Annotated in this window: 16 protein-coding genes; 11 read left to right on the forward strand and 5 right to left on the reverse strand. The window is 71.5% G+C overall.

The genetic code is table 11. The annotated features are described in order from the left end of the window. Positions 1-18: 18 nt before the first annotated feature. Complete coding sequence (eccCa, locus tag ACQP1V_RS07510) at positions 19-4,026, reverse strand: type VII secretion protein EccCa (RefSeq protein WP_433420203.1); 4,008 nt, start codon at positions 4,024-4,026, stop codon at positions 19-21. Between the two features lie 125 nt (positions 4,027-4,151). Here eccCa and eccD point away from each other — a divergent pair, with 125 nt between their 5' ends. Then, positions 4,152-5,588: a type VII secretion integral membrane protein EccD gene (gene eccD / locus ACQP1V_RS07515; RefSeq protein ID WP_387408324.1), complete on the forward strand. Its 1,437-nt coding sequence runs from the start codon at positions 4,152-4,154 to the stop codon at positions 5,586-5,588. A gap of 49 nt (positions 5,589-5,637) precedes the next feature. On the opposite strand, the gene ACQP1V_RS07520 is transcribed toward eccD, so the two are convergent. Together ACQP1V_RS07520 and ACQP1V_RS07525 are read right to left on the reverse strand one after the other, a co-directional pair. Next, entirely contained in the window at positions 5,638-6,384 is a 747-nt protein-coding gene (locus ACQP1V_RS07520; RefSeq protein ID WP_433420206.1) for a hypothetical protein, read from the reverse strand. Between the two features lie 110 nt (positions 6,385-6,494). Further along, entirely contained in the window at positions 6,495-6,809 is a 315-nt protein-coding gene (locus tag ACQP1V_RS07525) for a hypothetical protein (protein ID WP_387408328.1), read from the reverse strand. Between the two features lie 166 nt (positions 6,810-6,975). Here ACQP1V_RS07525 and ACQP1V_RS07530 point away from each other — a divergent pair, with 166 nt between their 5' ends. The 10 genes from ACQP1V_RS07530 to ACQP1V_RS07575 all read left to right on the forward strand — a co-directional run bounded on the left by ACQP1V_RS07530 (position 6,976) and on the right by ACQP1V_RS07575 (position 14,802). Further along, positions 6,976-7,491, forward strand: coding sequence for a YbaB/EbfC family nucleoid-associated protein (locus tag ACQP1V_RS07530; protein ID WP_433420209.1), 516 nt, complete (start codon positions 6,976-6,978; stop codon positions 7,489-7,491). Positions 7,492-7,673: 182 nt separating this feature from the next. After that, entirely contained in the window at positions 7,674-8,129 is a 456-nt protein-coding gene (locus ACQP1V_RS07535; protein ID WP_433420212.1) for a YbaB/EbfC family nucleoid-associated protein, read from the forward strand. Between the two features lie 163 nt (positions 8,130-8,292). Next, entirely contained in the window at positions 8,293-8,619 is a 327-nt protein-coding gene (locus ACQP1V_RS07540) for a WXG100 family type VII secretion target (protein ID WP_433420215.1), read from the forward strand. A 33-nt stretch (positions 8,620-8,652) separates the two neighbouring features. Next, positions 8,653-8,967 carry a WXG100 family type VII secretion target gene (locus tag ACQP1V_RS07545; RefSeq protein ID WP_067129627.1) on the forward strand — a complete coding sequence of 105 codons (315 nt, stop codon included), beginning with the start codon at positions 8,653-8,655 and terminating at the stop codon, positions 8,965-8,967. A 120-nt stretch (positions 8,968-9,087) separates the two neighbouring features. Beyond that, positions 9,088-9,507, forward strand: coding sequence for a hypothetical protein (locus tag ACQP1V_RS07550; protein WP_433420218.1), 420 nt, complete (start codon positions 9,088-9,090; stop codon positions 9,505-9,507). 73 nt (positions 9,508-9,580) lie between these two features. After that, positions 9,581-11,083 carry a WXG100 family type VII secretion target gene (locus ACQP1V_RS07555; protein WP_433420221.1) on the forward strand — a complete coding sequence of 501 codons (1,503 nt, stop codon included), beginning with the start codon at positions 9,581-9,583 and terminating at the stop codon, positions 11,081-11,083. A 25-nt stretch (positions 11,084-11,108) separates the two neighbouring features. Continuing rightward, the gene (locus ACQP1V_RS07560; protein ID WP_433420224.1) at positions 11,109-11,630 is read left to right on the forward strand and encodes a hypothetical protein; all 522 of its coding nucleotides are present in this window, start codon (positions 11,109-11,111) and stop codon (positions 11,628-11,630) included. Between the two features lie 11 nt (positions 11,631-11,641). Next, entirely contained in the window at positions 11,642-12,937 is a 1,296-nt protein-coding gene (locus ACQP1V_RS07565; RefSeq protein WP_433420226.1) for a hypothetical protein, read from the forward strand. Between the two features lie 23 nt (positions 12,938-12,960). Continuing rightward, positions 12,961-14,007, forward strand: a complete 1,047-nt coding sequence (locus ACQP1V_RS07570; protein WP_433420229.1) for a hypothetical protein — start codon at positions 12,961-12,963, stop codon at positions 14,005-14,007. A 54-nt stretch (positions 14,008-14,061) separates the two neighbouring features. Beyond that, positions 14,062-14,802, forward strand: a complete 741-nt coding sequence (locus tag ACQP1V_RS07575) for a hypothetical protein (RefSeq protein ID WP_433420232.1) — start codon at positions 14,062-14,064, stop codon at positions 14,800-14,802. A 42-nt stretch (positions 14,803-14,844) separates the two neighbouring features. On the opposite strand, the gene eccB is transcribed toward ACQP1V_RS07575, so the two are convergent. Together eccB and ACQP1V_RS07585 are read right to left on the reverse strand one after the other, a co-directional pair. Continuing rightward, entirely contained in the window at positions 14,845-16,257 is a 1,413-nt protein-coding gene (gene eccB / locus ACQP1V_RS07580; protein ID WP_433420235.1) for a type VII secretion protein EccB, read from the reverse strand. Positions 16,258-16,539: 282 nt separating this feature from the next. Continuing rightward, entirely contained in the window at positions 16,540-19,074 is a 2,535-nt protein-coding gene (locus ACQP1V_RS07585; RefSeq protein ID WP_433420238.1) for a protein kinase domain-containing protein, read from the reverse strand. Positions 19,075-19,093: the final 19 nt, after the last annotated feature.

The raw sequence follows: 19,093 nt of genomic DNA on the forward strand, positions 1-19,093 counted from the left end.
GGCGGATAGGGGTCCCCATCAGCTCGCCTCCGGGGGCTGCGGCGGCGGGAGGAAGGCCGTCTGCATGAGGCGGTTGCCGTACTTTCTGTCCACGTGGTAGCCGCGGCCGGGCGGGAGCGGGTGCGCGCGGACGTTGCCGAAGAGGAAGCCTTCGTCCCGGTTGCCGGACAGGACGACCGCCGGGCTGGCCATGTCCTTGATCCGCTGGATGAGCGGGTCGAACATGGCGCGGCCGAGGCCGCCCATCGACCGGGACATCACCAGGTGCAGGCCGATGTCGCGGGCCTGCGGCAGCAGCTCGGCCAGCGGCAGCAGGGGGTTGGACGAGGTGGCGACCAGCTCGTAGTTGTCCACCACGATGTAGAGGTCGGAGCCGCGCCACCAGTTGCGCGCCCGGAGCTGCTCGGGCGTGAGGTCGGCGGGGGGCAGCCGCTTGAGCAGCGCGTTCCGGGCGTCGTTGATCAGCTCGGCGGCGGCCGGCCCGGACGCGGCGTACCCGATGCGGTGGTCCGTCACGGCGGTGTCGAGCAGCGAGCGGCGGTAGTCGACCACGATCATCATGGCCTCCTGCGGGGTGCGCCGGGCCACCAGGCCCTCGGTCACCAGCCGCAGCAGGTTGGTCTTGCCGCTCTCGGTGTCGCCCACCACGACGAAGTGCGGGTCGGTGTCGAAGTCGACCATCACCGGCGAGAGCGTGTTCTCGTCGATGCCGATCGGGATCCGGGGACCGGTCTGCTCGATCGCGGGCAGCGTCTCGGCGGGCAGCACGGACGGCAGCAGCCGTACGGCGGGGGCCGGTCGTCCCTTCCAGGCGTCCCGCACCGACTGGACGAGGGCGCGCAGGCCGTCGGGCAGGTCGTCGGCGCGCTGGACGCCGTCGATCCTCGGCAGCGCGGACAGGAAGTGCAGGCCGTCCCTGGTCAGGCCGCGCCCCGGCACACCCTCCGGCACGGCCAGCGACTTCTTGCGGTTGATCTCCGACTCGTACGCGTCGCCCAGCTTGAGCTCGATGCGGGTGCCGAACAGGTCCCTGATGCCGGGCCGGAACTCCGACCACTTGTTGGTGGCGGCGACGACGTGAATGCCGTACCCGAGGCCGCGCGCGGCCAGGTCGGTGATCACGGGTTCGAGCGAGTCGAAGTCCTGCCGGATGGTGAGCCAGCCGTCCACCACGAGGAAGACGTCTCCCCACCCGTCGCCCTGGAACTTGCCCTCGGCCAGCCGCCGGCGGTAGTCCGTGATCGAGTCGATCCCCTGCTCGGCGAACTCGCGTTCCCGCTGCTGCAGGAGCGTGGAGATCTCGGCCACGGTACGGCGCACCCGGTCGGCGTCGAGGCGGCTGGCCACGCCGCCGACGTGCGGCAGCCCGTCCAGTGAGGCGAGCGCGCCGCCGCCGAAGTCCAGCAGGTAGAACTGGACCTGGCGCGGGGTGTGGGTGAGCGCCATGCCGGTGATCAGCGTGCGCAGGACGGTGCTCTTGCCGCTCTGCGTGCCACCCGCGATGCCCACGTGACCGGCCGCGCCGGACAGGTCCACCCAGAACGGGTCGCGGCGCTGCTCGAACGGCCGGTCGATGATGCCGATGATGGCGTGCAGTCCTCCGCGTCCCTGCCAGCCCGTCGTGGACAGTCCCAGTTCGGGGGTGACCGACAGCGGCGGGAGCAGGTGGGACAGGCTGGGCGGGGCGCCGAGGGGCGGCAGCCAGATGGGATGGGCGGCCGGTCCCTTGTCCTTCATCCGGGTCACCACGACGTCGAGCAGGCTGCGCTGCTGCGGCGGCGCCTCGGGAGCGGCGGCCTCGGCCGGCTTTCCGGCCTCCGGCGTCTCCTTCGGCTTCTCGGGCTCGGGCGTGTACGCCGGGCCGTACTCGACGACGCGGGGCGTCGGGGCGCTGCCGTCCGCCGCGACCGGCTGCCCGGCGCTCGGCTCGTACGCGCCGGAGACGTAGGCCGCCTTGAACCGGGTCATCCCGGTGGTGTCGAACTTCAGGTAGCCGTTGCCGGGGGCGGGCGGCAGCTCGTAGGCGTCGGCCACCCCGAGCACGACCCGGCTCTCCATCGCGGAGAACGTGCGCAGCCCGATCCGGTACGACAGGTGGGTGTCCAGGCCGCGCAGCCGCCCCTCCTCCAGGCGCTGGGAGGCGAGCAGCAGGTGGACGCCGAGCGAGCGGCCGAGCCGTCCGATCATGACGAACAGTTCGATGAACTCGGGCTTGGCGGTGAGCAGCTCGCTGAACTCGTCGAGGACGACGAAGAGCGTGGGCAGCGGCGCGAGGTCGGCCCCCTGCTCTCTGGCCCGCTCGTAGTCGCGCAGCGAGGCGTAGTTGCCCGCGGCGCGCAGCAGCTCCTGGCGGCGCACCATCTCGCCGTGCAGGGCGTCGTGCATGCGGTCGACGAGCGGCAGCTCGTCCTCCAGGTTGGTGATGACCGCGGAGACGTGGGAGAGGCTCTCCAGGCCGAGGAACGTCGCGCCGCCCTTGAAGTCGACGAGGACGAAGTTGAGGATCTCCGACGAGTGGGTGATGGCCAGCCCGAGCACGAGCGTACGCAGCAGCTCGCTCTTGCCCGATCCGGTGGCGCCGATCACCAGGCCGTGCGGGCCCATGCCGCCCTGGGCGGACTCCTTGATGTCGAGCTCGACCACGCGGCCGTCCGCGCCGAGCCCGATGGGGACGCGCAGCCGGTTGCGTCCGGCCCGGGGCCGCCAGGTGAGGACGGGGTCGACGCGGGCGGCGTCGCCGACGCCGAGCAGGTCGGTGAGCGAGGTGTTCGTGGCGAGGACGTCCTGTGACTCCCTGCCCTTGGCCGTGGACGCGCGCAGTGGGGCGAGCTGCCGGGCCAGCCCCTCGGTCCTGAGGAAGTCGAGCCCGTCGGGGTCGCCGAGGCGGGTCTTGCTCTCCTTGCCCGCGTGATCCAGCTTGACCATGAAGAAGCCGTCGGGCTGGACGTCCAGCCGCAGCGTGCTCTGCTCCTCGACCGCGCTCGCCGACCCGGACAGGTCGATCACCGTGACGCCCTGGATGCCGTCCGTCCCGAGCTGGGAGTCGAGCGGCACCCGCCCGCCGTCGAGGATCAGGACGTGGTACGGCAGGGCGTCGGCGGCCGCGCCCGGCCGGAACCGGGCGCGCTCCTTCAGATCGGCGCCCACGAGCCGGTCCAGCTCGGCGAGGTTCTCGGTCATCAGCCGCACCTGGCCGGCGGCGTCGGTCTCCTCCGGGTGCAGCGCGTGGGGCAGCCACTTGACCCACTCCCACTGGGGCATCCACTCGGGGCCCGCGCACACCATGATCCGCATGTCGTCCGGCGAGTGGAACACCGCCATCTGCGCGATCATCGCCCGGACGAGTTCCCGTACGGCGATGGGGTCGCCGGTCAGTTTGATCCGGGAGAAGGCGTGCAGGGCGACGGCCACCGGGAGCTTCGACACCGTGGAGTGCGCCCGGACGAACCGGCGCAGCGCGCCGGCCGACAGCGCGTCCAGGTCCTCGACCGGCTTGGAGTCCGGCGGGATGAGCTGGATCGCGAGTTTCTGCACGCCGGTCCCGAGGCGTACCGTGCCGAAGTCGTCGTCGCGGGGGCGTCGCTCCCACAGGCGCGGGCCCATGGCCAGCCACCACAGGGAGTCCGGGGCGGGGCCGCTCCATTCGAGGGACTCGCGCTGCTGTTTCGCGGCCCGCCGGACCCGATTGCGCACCTGGGAGAGGTAGCGGAAGTAGTCCCGGCGCAGGCCGTTCATCCGGCTCTTGCGCTCGCCGGACTGGCGGCCCATCTGGCCGAGGCTCATCCCCACCATGGACACCGCGAACAGGCCGCTCGACACGTACATGATCGGGTTGCCGTTGCCGCCCGCGGTGAACATCAGCCCCATGGCCGCCGCTCCCGCCACCATCGGCAGGTAGGTGAGCACGCCGGTGAGTCCCTGCGGCTGCACCTCCGGTACCTCCGGCGGCGGCTCCAGCAGGACCTCGCCGCGCGGCGGCTTGGGGCTGGGGCGCCGCTCGGGTCGGCGCACGATGACAATGCTCACCCTCGACGCCCCCTTCTGATCGTGTGGATCTTTTTCTTACCAGATGCGGTTTACGTCCGAGTGGAGGAACGTAGGCGCGCTATGTTCGCGTTGTTCGCTGTTCCGCACGCGGAGGGAGTACGGCAGTGACGTCCTTGGCCGCCCATGAGCCGATGTCGCAGGGGGCTCTCGCCGCGGCGGGCGCCCGGCTGCCGGCGCTTTGCCACGTCACGATCGTCGGCCCGCACAAGAGAGCCGACCTCGCGCTGCCGTCGGACATCCCGCTGCCGCACGTCATGCCCGGCCTGCTGCGCGCGCTCGGCGAGGTGGACGGAGAGCACGCCGCCGCGCCCGGATGGATCCTGCAGCGGCTCGGCGGCACCCCCTTCGACCTCGGGCAGAGCCTCGGCGCGCTCGGCGTCCTCGACGGTGAGGTGCTCTACCTCCGCCCGCGCGAGTTCGTGCTGCCCCCGGCGATGTTCGACGACGTCGCCGATGTGGTCGCCACCGGCGTCAAGGAGGGCAGGAACGCCTGGAGCGGCCGGCACACCCGGCTGCTCGGGACGGGAGCCTCCTGTGCCCTTCTCGTCGCCGGGGTTCCCGCGCTCGTGCTGTCCGGCACGGCACTCGGCGTGGTGGCCGTGGTCGCGGGCGTGCTCGCCCTCCTCCTGCTTCTCGCCGCCGCCTCCCTGTCCCGGGCGCTCGGCCACTCGGGCGCGGGTGCGGCGCTCGGCTACGCGGCCCTGCCGTACGGGTTCCTGGCCGGGCTGCTCGCCCCGGCGGGACCGGCCGGGCTCGCGGGTCTGGGCGCGCCGCACCTGCTCGCCGGGTTCGCCTGCGTCGCGTTCGTGGCCGCGGTCGGCGGGGCCGCGGTGGCCGACGGCGTGCCCGCGTTCCTCGGCACCGCGATCGCCTCGGTGACCGGGACGGTGTGCGCCGCGATCGTGATGGTGTTCGACGCGCCCGCGGCGGGGGTCGCCGCGGTGGCCGCGTCGCTCCTGCTGGCGTGCAGCCCGATCGTCCCGTCGCTGGCGTTCCGGCTGGCCCGGATGCCGCTGCCCTCGATGCCCACCACGGCCGAGGAGCTGCGCGCGGACAACGAGCGGGTGGACAGCGCCTCCATCCTTGAGCGGACCGGCCAGGCGCAGCGCTACGCCACCGGGATCGTCGCGGGGATCGGGCTGGCCGTGCTCGCCGCCCAGCCGCTGCTCGTGCTCGACGAGGGGTGGATCGCGCCGGTCATGTCGCTGGCGCTGTCGCTGTCCCTGGTTCTCCGCACGCGGGTCTTCCACGGCGTCGCCCAGCGGCTCTGGCTGACGGTGCCCGCGCTGGCCGGGCTCGTCCTGCTCACGCTCACGCTGAGCACGCGGGTGGGCGGCGTCTGGTCCGTCGCGCTCGTGATCGGGCTCATGTGGGCGGCGGCGATCCCGGCCGGTCTCGGCCTGTGGCTGCCGACCGGGCGCCCGTCCCCGTTCTGGGGACGGGCCGGGGACATCGTCGACGTCATGCTGACCGCCGGCCTGTTCCCGCTCGCGCTGGGCGTGCTGGAGGTCTACGCCTGGATCCGCGGCCTGTCCGGCTGATCTCGTCCGGGCCGGTCCCACCGCCCGGCTTCGTCGGCCGTACGGGCTCTTACTGGCCGTACGGCAGGGGCACGTCGCGCTTGGGGGAGAGCCACTCGAAGCCGGCGGTGGGTGGCGGCGTCCCCGGGGGCCCGGGCTTCTTGAAGGTGGGGGAGCGGTTCACGTCGATCGTCGCCTGCTTGAAATCGAGGGCGACGTCGCCGGTGGGCTCCACGTTCCTCAGCTGGATCTCCTTGCGCCACAGGTACCCGATGAGGACCGCCACGGCGCTGAGATAGCCGATCAGGGCCTTGCCCCAGGCGGCGAGGATCTTGTCCGCCGCCTGCATGAGCGCGCGGATGTAAACCCGGGCCTGGGGTCCGACCGGGGTGAGGGTCAGCACCGCCGCGGAGATCGCCGTGGCGAGAAGCGTGACCGAGAACGCGAACACCGCCCATCCGAAGTCGCGGAAGGTGGCCCCGACCTCGTCGAGCAGCCCGGCGGTGTCGCTGACCGTGCCCCGCAGCACCTCCAGCTCCGACTGGAAGGCCACGGCGGCGTCCTCGAACGCGAGGTGGTCGTCGGCGATCCAGTCCTCCCTCGACTCGGCCAGCATGAGCGCGATGAGCCGTTTGGGGCCACCGTCCAGCTCGCGGGCGAGCGCCAGCCAGTTGTTGGCCGCGTGGATGACCGCCTCGTCGTCGACCAGGAGGCTCTCCACGAACGTCAGCGCGAGCAGGCCCCCTCCCGCGAGGAGTTGCGCCCGTCTCAGGTTCGAGAGCGCCTCGACCGCGGGAGCGCCCGCGTGCTTGCCCATGCTCATTCCGCCTTTCCCGATGATGCCGACGCACCGGGAAGGCCCCGGCTCGGCGGCGTGAGGTTTCGTCCGGCTCGCGTCCCTGGCGGCACGGGCCGGTGTGCGGACCGTCAGACGTACTTGACGGTGCTCGCGTCTTCGGCGTCGCGCCAGTTGGCCTGGGCGATGCCGAGCTGTTCCCTCCACTGCTGGGCCGTGTCGATGGCGTCGCTCAGATGGCCGCGCGCCCTGACGATCGCGGTCTCGTAGGTGGACAGGATGATCGCGCTGCCCGAGATGCCGAGGTCCCAGGGGCCGAGGACGGTCTCGTCCACCTGGCTCTTGCGCTTTTCGAACTGGGGGATGACGTCGTCGGCGAGCCGGTTCCGGAGCTTGTTGATGCCGTTCGAGGTGACGTACCGGTCCTGGTTGGGGTTCGGAGACATGTGATCTCCATATCACCGTGATCGTTCCGGCGGCCACGGCGTCGGGGGCGTTCGCGCAGGTGGGGGGTGTTTGTTCATGTCGGGTTGGGGGCGCGGACACCGCGCGCTGGGGGTCGGTTCACCGTCCGATGATCAAGTTGGATGACGCGATCATGAGGGGGCAGGGATGTTCGACTTCGATCCCGCGACGGTGCGTACGGAGGAGATCGACCGGATCTCCCGGGAGGCGGAACGCACCCTCCGCGATCTGACCGAGGCCCTGGGACGGCTGGGCGAGGTGACCGGGGAGGGCGAGGCCGCCGGCGGCATGATCCGTGCCATCGTGGACGGCGAGGGCCGGATCAGGGACGTGCGGTTCGATCCCCGGGTGATGCGGCAGGACAGCGAGGGTCTGGCCGAGGCGGTGGTCAGCGCCGTACGGGCGGCGCAGGAGGACGCCCAGGGCCGGACCGCCAAGGTGCTCGGCTCGGCGCTGGAGGACCCTCTGGGCGGAGCCTTTCCGGACGCGCCCGGCGGGCGCGCGGAGTCTTCGGTCGACGGGAGGGAGCCCGGCCGCCCTGCCGACCGGGCGCTGGACATCGACCGTGCGCGGCGGAGGCTGGAGGCGATCCAGGACTCCTTCCTCGACTCGATGGAGGGCCGGATGGCCCGCCTGGAGCGGTTCCGGAACGGCTCCGGCTGACCCGGTCAGCGGGAGGAGCGGGTTCGGCCTGGTCAGTGGTGGCTTCGCCTATTTCAGCGGATATCACATGACCGGAAAGGCCGGTGAAAGCGAGGGTCGATGAGGTACGTTGCCCTCTAAATGTGTCCATATGTGATTTCTGGCACGTGGACGGCTGCCGGCACCGGAGATGGGGGCGACGGATGACGGACTTCGGCGACTTCGGCGACTTCGCGAACATCGACATCGAGCAGCTCATGCGACGCGGCGATCAGCAGATCGAGCAGATGCAGCAGTTCGAGCGCGTCCTGTCGGACCTGGTCGGCCGGGCGCAGGACGAGGACCGCCTGGTCACCGTGGAATACGCCGGGGCCGGCCTGCGCGAGCTGGAGTTGCACCCCAAGGCGATGCGGCTCAGCTCGGGCGAGCTCGCCGAGAAGATCAAGGAGACGATCCGGGCGGCGGCCGAGGACATGCAGCGGCAGGTGGAGGAGGCGTCCGAGGAGGTCTTCGGCAAGGAGAACGACCCCATGAAGCTCCTCAAGGACCCCGACGCGGCGATGGACCGGGTCAGAGAGGCCGAGGGGCTCTACAACCGGACCTTCGACGGCGTGATGGCCGAGCTCGGCCATATCCAGAAGCGGCTCGAAGGCGCATAGTGACACGGATAGGTTGATCAAAGTTTACTTATCCGTAATATGCATGCATGTTAGCTAGGTAGATCTTGAGGCATACGATGCGGTCTGGTGATATCCGTACGACGTGTCCTTGACGCCGGGAGCGTCCGGGGCCAGACCGGCCACATGTCACGGAGGTGACGGAATGTCGCAGTTCTTTGGGGCGAGCCCCGCACAGATCACGAAAGCGTCCGGCCATGTCGTCGACACGGCCCAGTACATCGAGGGCCTTCGCTCGGGTGTCGAGACGACGGCGAACGGCCTGCTGGCCACGGGATGGATGGGCCCGGCGGCCGCCGTCTTCAAGCGGGCGATGATCACCTGGAACGACAGTATGAGGACGGTCCGAGAGGACCTCGAGTCGATCGCGGACACGATGGGCGTCAACGCCATCGTCTACGACGCCGCGGACCAGGACGTCCAGGCCGGCGTGGGCCGGGTCGAGTCGCTGATCAACGTCGACATCAAGTGACCGAAAGCCAGTCAGGCAGGAACGGAGAGCGCAGTGTCCGCTGAACTCGACTTTACCAAGGTCAACTTCGGCCACATGGATCTGGCCCAGGAGGACTTCGTCAAGATCCTGGGTGACTTCGAGCGGGCCACGTCCGACCTGCTCGCCAAGCTCCAGCAGGACCTCTCGGGTCACTGGGAGGGCGACGACGGCGCGGAGGCGTTCTTCCGCGAGCACCAGCGGAAGTGGGACGCCGCCGCCACCAAGATGCGGAGCCAGCTGGACGAGATGCAGCGGGCCATCCAGATCGCCAACGAGAACTACAAGGCGGCGGAGATCAGGAACAAGAGCATGTGGGTGAACGGCTGACCCAGCGCTCGTACGGGTCTTCCCGGGCCGTCGGCGTTCTCGACGGCCGGGACGGCCCTTCCGTGCTCGATTCCGCGGATGGCTCGGTGACGGGCCTCGCAGGTCGTGAGTGGGGGTGACATGACGCAGAAGGACGCCATGGGCGGCGACGGCGGCGACACGCTCCCGCTCGACCCGAAATGGCCGGGCCTGGACGGTGACGTTCCGGTGCAATACAACGTCGCCACGATCAGGACGATCGCCGGAGAGTTGAAGGAATACCTGGCCGGCGTCGAGGCAGCGGCCTTCGACGAGGGCTATACGACCGGCTCGGTGAAGAGTGTCGAGCAGAGCGGCCTGGAGAAGATCGGGGCCGGACAGCTCGGTGAGTGGGCGGACGCGAAGGTGCTCGCCGACACGGCGGCCAAGGGCGGCAGGGCATTGCTGGACGCCTACCAGCGGTGGGCCGAGGTCTACAAGACCGTGATGCTCGTGATGGAAGCCCAGGCCGACGAGTACGCCAAGACGAACCGCGCGAACGAGGGCAACGGGAGCGCCTGACAGGGGGGCCGCCGTGGACACCGATCGAAAGACTCTCAGCATCAAAACGGGGCAGCCCCCGACGGCGGCCCCGGTGACCGCTCCCACCGGCACGGACCAGATCGCGGCATGGTTGCGGAAATGTGCGCCGGCGATGGTGAGCGACGCCGGATTCGCCTACACACACGCCGCCTCGAACATCGAACTGATGACGGACGCGATCCAGGCGCGCGCGCAGCGGCTCGCCGAGGCGTGGAAGGGGCCGGCCGCCGCCGACGTTCAGAAGGCGCTGCGGCTCCTCACCGCGGCGGGCGAGGAACTCGCCACGAAGATGCGGGGGATGAGCCAGGCGCTCAGGCTGTACGGCGAGGTCCATCTCCCCAAGGCGAGGACCGAGATCGAGCAGATCCAGGGAAATCTGCAGAAGGAACTGCCCGGGTGCTACCCCCAGCAGAACTCTTCTCTGGTCGGGCTGCCGCCTTCGGGGGCCACTCCGTTCCAGTCGAACACGCGCCCGTCGCTGACGGACACCACGGGCGTCCCGAGCCCGATCCTGTCGGGGCAGAACTCGGACGGAGTCATCGGCGGCCAAACGGGCCTTCCCCCCAGTCTCCTGCGTTCCAATTACACCGGCATCAAGACCGAGGGCACCTATCTGGCGGCCAAGGCGTTCGCGGACAACCTCGCCAGGAAAGTGCTGGACGAGCTGAACACGAAGATCGTCGAGGTCTACGCGGATCACATCCCTCCTAACGTGACGTACGAGCTGCCGAAGGTGTCGCCTCCGGATGGGGAGTCCCCACCACGGCGCCAGGTCACCTACGGGGACGGGTCGTCGGGCTCGGACGGGGGCGGCACGTCGAGAGTCCGTTCCGGCGGCACCGGCGGTGCGGACCACAGCGGTGGCTCGGGCGGTTCTGGGGGCTCGTCGCCGCGGGCGGGCTCCGGCTCGGGCGGCGGGGGATCCCACGGGACGGACGGCTCCGGCACGGGAGGCGGTCACACCGGCGGTTCCGGCGGCTCGGGAAACCCGGGATCCCCGGGATCCCCGGAAGCGGGCGGTGGCACGACCGACCCGTCAGGCGGCGCGGGCGATCCCGGCGCCCCCGGGACCGGCTCCGACCCCGGATCGGCTCCCGGGACGGACACCGGTGCGGGCCCCGCGACGAGCACGGGCGACGGTACCGCCCCCTCCGTCATCGGGCAGAACGACCTGGCGGGAAGCGACAGTCAGAGCACCGAGACGGCCGGTGTCCGGGACATGCCGATCACGAATCCGGTCATCGGCGACGCGAACGGCCGGCTCATCTCGGTCGATCCGCGGGTGACTGGCGGCGTGGTGACCCAACCCGGAACGGTGGCGCCGGGGGCCCCGTCGATCCTGGGCGGGCCGGGATCGGGTACGCCGGGCCCGGGCGGGCCGGGGCTTGTGGCGCCCAGGGGTCCGGCGGGATCGTCGATGCCGTTCATGCCGATGGGCGGAGCCGGAGCCGGCGCCGCCGGTGACCGGGAAAGTCAGGAGAGGACCACCTGGCTGAACGAGGATCGCGACGCCTGGGACTCCAGCCATCGCGTCATTCCGCCGGTGATCGGCTGATCCCTACCAGAGCAGGATGGTGCGCATGGCGCTCGAGTATGACCCGGACTGGCCCGGTCTGACGGACAAGAACGACGCGAGCGGGTCGGGTAGCCCGGAACTCAACCGTCCGGAGATCAAGCGGATCGCCGGCAACCTGCGCACGGCCCTGGACGCCCTGATCACGGAGACCCAGGCGCCGGCCCGGTTCGTGGCGCACGCCCCCGGGGACAACCGGCCGCTGCCGGGGCCCCCGTCCGGCGCGGGATCGCTGCCGGACCTGCGACGGGAGTGCGGGCTCGCCGCGGAGCGCTACGGCTCGTGGCGGGCGGCGCAGTCCTTCTACGCGGCGGCGAATGTCGCGTTCAGCCAGCTTGTCGGGGAGGGCGCCATCAAACACGACGGGGACAGCCGTTCCCCCGGAGGCGAGCACCTGCAGGCGGGGACCGGCGCGTACGCGGACCTGGTCACGCGGGCCGACGCCGCCGCCCAGGCGTTGCTGACGATGGTGGACAGCTATGACCGAGCGGAGCAGGCCAACGGGGCCGACGCTTCGCGCGAAGTCTGACGGAGCGCACGATGACGGACCCGAAGATCGTAAACATCGAACTGAAGAAGTTCACGATCGCTCCCACCAAGGACGTCGATCTCGCCACCGGCTTCTGGGCGACCCTGTTCCACTCCAACATCGACACGATCAAGGATTGGGTGGACAACAGCGACCCGAACTCAGTGCGCCGGGCCGGGCAGTACTACTCCGCCGCCCAGGGGCTGCTCGACAGCTTCGCCACGGACGTGAAAAGCGCCGCCACCAAGCTGGCCGAGCACTACAAGGGCCCGGAGGCGGTCGAGATGCAGAAGCAGCTCCGGAGCCTGCACGCGAGCGCGCGCGAGCTCGCCGCGAAGCTGGGGAAGACCGGACGGTCGCTCCAGGACTACGCCGACACTCTCGTGTACGCGCAGCAGAACGTGGTCGAGAAGGTCGGCGAGGATTCGCGTTCCGACCACGACATCGACTGGGCCGATGTGTGGTGGGGCCGCTCTCGTACGGAAAAGCGCGCCGCCGACCATCTGAAGCGGGTCAACGAGCGGATCGTCGAGAATTACGCGACGCTGCCGTCCGAAGTCCAGCAGGCGCTGCCCAACCCCAACGACATCGAGCTGCCGGACCTCACGCAGGTCCAGTACGACCCGGAGAAGGTCAACCTGAAGCTGCCCTCGGGCATGGGCGGCCCCCTGCCCGGCTTCGACGGGGCTCCGAACGTCAGCGGTTCGGTTCCGGACGTCAACGGATCGGTTCCGGACGTCGACGGCCTCGGAGGGCCCGGCTCGATCCCGGGCGACCTCGGGCTCGGCGGCCCCGGCGCCGATGGGGTCACGCCGCCCGTTCTCGGCCCGTCCACCGGCGGTCTCGGGGGAGGGGACGGGACCGGGGTGACGCCCGGCGGCCTCTCCGGAGGGGGAACCGGTCCGGGATCGAGCACGGGATCGGGCTCCGGCACCGCCGATCTGGCCGGGTACAGCGGCCCGGGGACGCTCACTCCGCCGGCGACCACGCTCAGCGGCCCCTCCTCCGTCGGATTCCCCGGCTCCGGCGGTTCGTCCGGCTCCGGCGCCTTCGGAGGGGGCTCCGCCGGGATCGTGCCGGGTCTCGGCGGCGTGGCCGGCGGCTCGTCCGGAGGTGGGGCGGCGTCCCGCGGTACGGGTCTTCGCGGCGCGGGAGCGGCGGGCGCGAACGGCATGATGGGGGCCGGCGCGCACGGCGGCGGACAGGGCCGTGAGGGGCAGGCGGACCGTGAGAACTCCACCTGGCTCATGGAAGACGACGAGGTCTGGGGCGAGGGCGGCAGCAGCATTCCCCCGGTGCTCGGGTAGCGGACAGCGGAAGGCGCGTACACATGACTGACTCCTCGTCCGGTTCGGGCATCCCGAGTGCCGCCGACCTGATGGGCCACAGAGAGCTCCAGTTCCCGGCGAAGGGGGAGGTGGCGAGCCTCGGCAGCAAACTCTCGGAACGCGCCCCCGCCCTCGGGAGGATCTCGCAGGCGACCGGTTCGATCGAGATCGGGTTTCCCGGGTTCGGCGCCATCGGCATCGGCCTGGCCAGCGCGCACGACACCGCGCGCAAGGCCGCGGCGAACGCCCTCCAGGAAGCCCAGAAGGCGTTGGCGTCCTGGGAGAAGGCGCTCAAGGACATGGACGAGAACTACGACCGCACCAACCCCGGCGGCAAGGAAGAGGGCCCCGGCACTTCGGATCCGAAGATCCCCGGCACGCCGAAGATCCCCGGCACTCCGGATCCGAAGATGCCCGACGTTCCGAATCCGGATGACCTGGGCAAGATGCCCGACGTTCCGAATCCGGATGACCTGGGCAAGGGGCCCGACGTTCCCAATCCGGATGACCTGGGCAAGGGGCCCAACGTTCCCAATCCGGATGACCTGGGCAAGGGGCCCGACGTTCCGAATCCGGATGGCCTGGGGAACGGGCCGGGCACCGGATCTCCCGGAACCGGCGGGCCGACCGACCCGAACCTCAACCGGCCGGACCTCGGCTCGGGAACCGATCTCCCGTCCCGAGACATCCCCTCGATCGGCGATCCGAGCACCAACCTCGCGGGACTCGATCCGAACAGGGCCACGATCCCCGGGGGGCAGTACCCCGGCGGCTCCGGGTGGCCGGGATCCGGGCCGGGCGGTACGACCACCGGCGGACCCGGCTCCTCCGGAACGGCCCCGGGGGCGGGGCTGGGCCGGACGGCCGCCGACGCCGCGCGCGCGGCGGGAGCGGGCGGCACGGGGATGTCGTACATGCCCCCGATGGGTGGGGGCGGCGGCGGGACGCAGGAGAACGAGAGGGAGAAGTCGGCCTTCCTCACCGGTGACGAGGGCGACTGGGGCGCGGACGACGACGTGGCCCCTCCGGTGATCGGTCAGATCGACTGAGCGCCGTCCGGCGCCACCAGAAGGAATAGCCAGAAGGAATAGAGGAAGCGGCTCGTGGCTTACGAGAGCGACAAGATGTTGATCATGAACGCGGTGTCGGTGGCCGGCGGTTCCGCGGTGCTTCTGTGGGAGTACCCGATCGCGAGGACCATCGTTCTCATGATGACGTCGTTCGTCTCCGATCCGGAGGCCATGGCCGCGGCCGCGGCCGACTGGCGCTCGCCGGGGAAGGAGGCGGAAAACGTCGACCTCGACGCCCTCAAGGACCACATCGTCCAGATGAGGGACTCGTTCAAGGACAAGTGGAAGGGGCCGGCGTATTCGACCTTCAGCTCCGTCGTGGACACCTTCGTGCAAGGAGTCGATCAGCTCAAGCGCAACCACGACGCGGCGGGTGACTCCCTTGACCAGACCGCGAGGATGTACCACGTCGCCGTCATAATCTGTGTCTCCGTGGCCGGCGTACTGGCCGCCATTGCCGCGCTGCAGTACCTATGCATCGCCTACCCCCCTTCCAAGATCGCGGTCCGGATCGCGTCGAGTTCCGCGCTGACCAGCCTCGCGACGGCGATGAGGAAGGTCCTGGCGAATCAGGCCCGGGCCGTTTTCATGATCGCCGGAGTCGTCGGCCTGGTGAACTGGCAGAGCTCGCAGACGGGCTCCCTGTTCCCCAGCACGACGGCGCTTCCGCAGCAGCCGGCCGACTACTCCGGCGGGTACCTGAAGTACACCGACGAGGCCGGGCTCCAGCAGGACCTGAAGGTCTCGCAGATCCCGGGGATGTCGGGGGGCTAGGAAAGCCGGAAGCCGGGCCGGGGAGTCCCGCCGGCGCGCCGGTCACTGGCCGTACTGCAGGGGCTTCCTGGCGGCGGCGGGGTCGAGCGCCGGGCCTTCGGGGATCAGGTGGAGGATCTGCGTCGGCACCGGTGCGGCGTCCGAGACCTGGTAGCCGAGGTCGGCGAGCAGGTCGGCGGACGCGACCGCGAACCGGCGCCCCTGGTCGGTGACCAGGAAGTACGTGTGGACCGCCGCGCCGTCGCCGGGCAGCACCCCGGCCACCGCCGCCGCCCCCGGCGGGAGCAGTACCTGGTCGAAATGCTCCTGGTCGCCGCTCGCCGGAGGCGCCGGGATCTCGATCCGGCTCCCGATGGTCAGCCGGGCCCGGGCCGAGCCGGACTCGCTGTCGGCGTAGACGGCGCACAGCGGCGCGGACAGGTCCGGCGTCATGATCTTCGGCATATCGGTGGGCATCCCGGGGACCGTCATGTCGGTCTTCGACACGGGCGCGCTGTTCGCGGTGGCCGCGTCGATCGGGATGGGCATGACCGGCCGCCTGCCGTACGCCTTCTTCTTGCTCTCGGGGTCCTCCAGCAGGAGGCTCGCCTGGGTGATGGAGATCGGGGCGAGCCCGTCGCCCATCAGGACGTACCAGCGGGCGGGGGTTCCGGCCATCGCCGGGACGGTGAACACCTGGCCCACGACGGCGCTCGTGCCGTCCGGACCGCGCAGCCTGCGGCCTCGGCCGGGGACGTCCGGACTGCGGAAGCCGGGGCCTTCCGGGAGGGAGTTCAGCCAGGCGGCGGGCACCTTCTTGGGATTCGCCCCGACCAGCGAGCGTGCGGCGTCGCCGACGACGCGCATCCGCTGGTCGCCCCAGATCAGCCACTCCTGCCGCCCGTCCTCGACCGCCATGGCGTCCTCGCCGATCTGGCGGCCGCCGACGTCCTTGCCGCCCACCAAGGTCACGTACGACGTGCGCGACCCGGCGGCGTCCGCCACCTCCGTCACGCAGGCGGACCAGGGGCCGCGGACCAGCTTCTCCGGCGCGGGGAGCGAGGCCGGCGCGCCGGGGATGCCCACGAGCGGGCCGCGGTCGAACTCCGCGAGTGACTTGGCCGACACGTTGCGCACGGTCACGTCGGGGGTTTCGAGCAGCAGGCGCGCCGACGCGTAGTTGGCGACGGGGAGCAGCGTCTTGCCGGCCTCGCTGTAGATGTAGACGGCGCCGCTCTCCTCCTCGACGAGCAACTGGCCGGGATCGGTCAGGCTCGTCGCGCCGCCAGGCTTGAGCAGTCCCCAGATCCCGAAGACGGCCATGACGAGGACCGCGAGCATGACGCCGCCGAACGACGCGACGGTGTGCCGGCGCATCGGGGCCTCCGGCAGGTCCGGCTCCGCCTGCAGCAGGGCCGTGCCCAGGCGCTGCGTCATCAGCCGATGCGCCTGGTAGAGATCCTTTCGGGTCTGCATTCCAGTCCGTTCTCCCGGTACGGGGTGATCAGTGCGGGGCGGTGGCGGGCGTACGGGTCGGCGTGCGGCGGAACACGATCCCCTCGGGACCGTGGGCGGGCCGTGGGCGGCGGGCCCGGGAGGGGAACCCGGTCAGGACGGCCGAAGGCGCGGCGGCCACGATCGTCGTGGCCGCCGCGCCTCTTTCGGCATCCGCCGGACGGGCTCCGAGGGGCGTCCCCGACGGCGGATCACCGCGAAGGGACCCGCCGTCGGGAACCCCGGGCTTGTTCCCGGCCGGGGTCACCCGCAGTTCGCCCAGTCACCTCCGCCGCTGCCGGAGCCGCTGCCGCCGGAGTAACGCACGCAGTGGCCCTTCCCGGACAGCATCACCGGACCGGCGTAGTACTCGAACGACCCGCTGTCGCCCGAGTTGCCGCCGCCCTGAACTTCGAGCTTGGCCCAGATCGAGCTGGCCTTGCCGACGTTCGTCGTCTTCATGGCGACCACGCAGTTGTATCCGGAGGCGTCGCTGTAGAGCTGGTACACCGTCCCGCCGTCGAAGCTCGCCGACCGCTGGACGTAGAAACCGGACCCGTGACCGCCGGAGTTGCAGACCTGCTGCGGCGAGTACGGGTTGCGGGCCTCCTCCGCCTTGGCCGGAGGCGGCGGCGGGGCCTGGGTCTTCGCCGGCTCGGGCTCGGCCTTCTTGGTGGGAGGCGGGGCGATCACCTTCGTCGGCTCCGGCTCCGGCTCGGGCTGCCTGGTCGGGGTCGGGGTCGGCTGGGGTCGCCTGGTCCAGGTGTGCTCGGGTCGCCCGGTCCGGGTCGGCTCGGGTCGCCTGGTCCGGGTCGGCTCGGGTGCCTGGGTGGTGGGCTCCGGCTCCGGCGCCCGCGTCTCGGTGGGCGTCTCGGCGGGCGCCGGCGGCTCCGTGGTGGGAGACGGGCTCGGCCTCGGCCGGCGGGTGCGCGACGGCCGCGCGGTCGGCGTCTCGGCCGCGGTCGCGGTCGGCGCCGAGGTCGCCTGCGGCTGCCAGGTCGACTGAGGCTGCCAGGTCGGTACGGCCGGCGGCGTGATCGGGATGTTCGGCAACGTCGCGGTGACGGTGGGCGCGGGGGTCTCGTCCACCCAGTCGGTGGGCAGGGTCAGCGGGAACACGCCCGTGGAGTCCGGATCCGGGGTACTCGCCCACGGGACGGTCACCTGGGTCTGGGGCTGCTGCCGCTTCTTGCCGGTGGTTTCGGCGGAGGGGATGGCATCGGCCGGAGCCGCCGCCGCGTTGGTGGCCTTCGCCGTCCCCTCGGCAGCCGCATTGTCGAACGACGCCGTGCCGGTGTAGTGCCCGGCCGCCCACACTCCGCCGACGGACAGCGCGAGAACGGCGGCCAGCGACGCGGCCAGCGCGAGAGAGGGCCCCTTGCGCTGTGGCGCGCCCTGATTCTGCAGCGTCGGCCCACCGGCCGGCGAGCCGGGCGGCGCCTGGTGGGGCATCGGAGGCGCTCCCCACGCCGGTGCGGCGGGGCGCTGCGGGGGCGGACCCTGCCAGACCTGGCCGGGACCGGCCATCGGGTTCCCATGCGGGCCGTTGGGGTGGGGACCGTTCTGGTGCGGGCCGTGCGCGGGCGGCACGGCGCCGGGCATCGAAGGCGCTCCCCAGCGCTGCCCGCCGTTCGGCCCGGAGAAGGGCTGCTGGGCGGGCAGGACGACGCCGGCCATGGGGCCCCCGGGCATCGGCGCGCCCGCCACCATGACGTCCGTGGACGGGGCCGGGGCCGCGTCGTCCTCCCCGAGCAGCCGCAGCATCGCGTTCCTGGCGGTGGGGCGGGCGGCGGGGTCGGGGGAGAGGCAGGCGAGGAGAATCCGCCGCAGCGGCTGCGGGACCGCGTCCAGGGCGGGCGCGCCTCCGGAGCCCGCGGCGGGGCCGGGAACGCCGGCCGCGCCGGCCGCCTTGGCGGCGGCGATGGCCTCGCGGAGGTTCACCGTCGCTTCGGCCGACGGACCGCCCTCCACCGTGGAGCCGTCAGACGCCGGCTTCTCGGCGGAGACGGAGGCGTCGGACCCAGCAGGGCTCGGCTTCTCGGCGGCGGACTCCTTCGCGCCGGCCGCCTTGGCGGCGGCGATGGCCTCGCGGAGGTTCACCGTGGCATCGGCCGACGGACCGCCCTCGGCCGGGGAGGCGCCGGGCTTCTCGGTGGCGTCCGGGCCGCTGGGGGCGTCCTTGCGCGCGGAGCCGTCGGGGGCCGTCCCCGTCGCCGCGTAGGCGATGGACGCCGCCCAGGAGAAGAGGTCCGAGCGCACGTCGCCGGGCTCGCCGCGTACCTGCTCGGGGGCGCGGTAGGCGCCGTCCGACCCGCCCATGCCGATGTCGGACACCCTGGGGCCGTCCGTGCCGATCAGGATGTTGTCGGGGGTGATCCCGCGGTGGACCAGGCCGGCCGCGTGGATCGCGGTGAGAGCCGTGAGGGTGCCGAGGGCGAGGCGCTCCAGCGCGTCGGCCTCCAGCGGCCCGTCGGTGCGTACGGTCTCCTGGAGGGAGGCGCCGTTGACGTATCCGCGCACCACGTACGGTCGGTCGCCCAGCCAGCCTGCCTCCATGGGCGGCACGGCGTGCGATCCGGAGAGGCCCTTGGCCTCGGTCAGCTCCTGAACGAGCCGGTCCCGGGCCTCCGCGTCGGCGGACGGCCGGGGGTGCATCAGCTTGACGACGGACGCCTCTGCCTCCGGAGAGGGGCGTCCCAGGTAAGCGACTCCTCGGGGCCCTTCGCCGAGTCGCCCGTGGAGGGTGTAGCCGCCTACCTGCTCTGGATCGTCAGGCAGTAAGGGGAGCATCTCGCCCATCGAACTTCCTTCCGGGCTG

The organism is Microtetraspora malaysiensis (assembly GCF_050947145.1).
Taxonomy (GTDB): Bacteria; Actinomycetota; Actinomycetes; order Streptosporangiales; family Streptosporangiaceae; genus Microtetraspora_A; species Microtetraspora_A malaysiensis.

What these genes read in the sequence shown, in the direction of transcription:
- ACQP1V_RS07520 (WP_433420206.1), bottom strand. Translation starts at nt 6,384, where the DNA reads ATGGGCAAGCACGCGGGCGCTCCCGCGGTCGAGGCGCTCTCGAACCTG.
- ACQP1V_RS07525 (WP_387408328.1), bottom strand. Translation starts at nt 6,809, where the DNA reads ATGTCTCCGAACCCCAACCAGGACCGGTACGTCACCTCGAACGGCATC.
- ACQP1V_RS07530 (WP_433420209.1), top strand. Translation starts at nt 6,976, where the DNA reads ATGTTCGACTTCGATCCCGCGACGGTGCGTACGGAGGAGATCGACCGG.
- ACQP1V_RS07535 (WP_433420212.1), top strand. Translation starts at nt 7,674, where the DNA reads ATGACGGACTTCGGCGACTTCGGCGACTTCGCGAACATCGACATCGAG.
- ACQP1V_RS07540 (WP_433420215.1), top strand. Translation starts at nt 8,293, where the DNA reads ATGTCGCAGTTCTTTGGGGCGAGCCCCGCACAGATCACGAAAGCGTCC.
- ACQP1V_RS07550 (WP_433420218.1), top strand. Translation starts at nt 9,088, where the DNA reads ATGACGCAGAAGGACGCCATGGGCGGCGACGGCGGCGACACGCTCCCG.
- ACQP1V_RS07560 (WP_433420224.1), top strand. Translation starts at nt 11,109, where the DNA reads ATGGCGCTCGAGTATGACCCGGACTGGCCCGGTCTGACGGACAAGAAC.
- ACQP1V_RS07565 (WP_433420226.1), top strand. Translation starts at nt 11,642, where the DNA reads ATGACGGACCCGAAGATCGTAAACATCGAACTGAAGAAGTTCACGATC.
- ACQP1V_RS07570 (WP_433420229.1), top strand. Translation starts at nt 12,961, where the DNA reads ATGACTGACTCCTCGTCCGGTTCGGGCATCCCGAGTGCCGCCGACCTG.
- eccB (WP_433420235.1), bottom strand. Translation starts at nt 16,257, where the DNA reads ATGCAGACCCGAAAGGATCTCTACCAGGCGCATCGGCTGATGACGCAG.
- ACQP1V_RS07585 (WP_433420238.1), bottom strand. Translation starts at nt 19,074, where the DNA reads ATGGGCGAGATGCTCCCCTTACTGCCTGACGATCCAGAGCAGGTAGGC.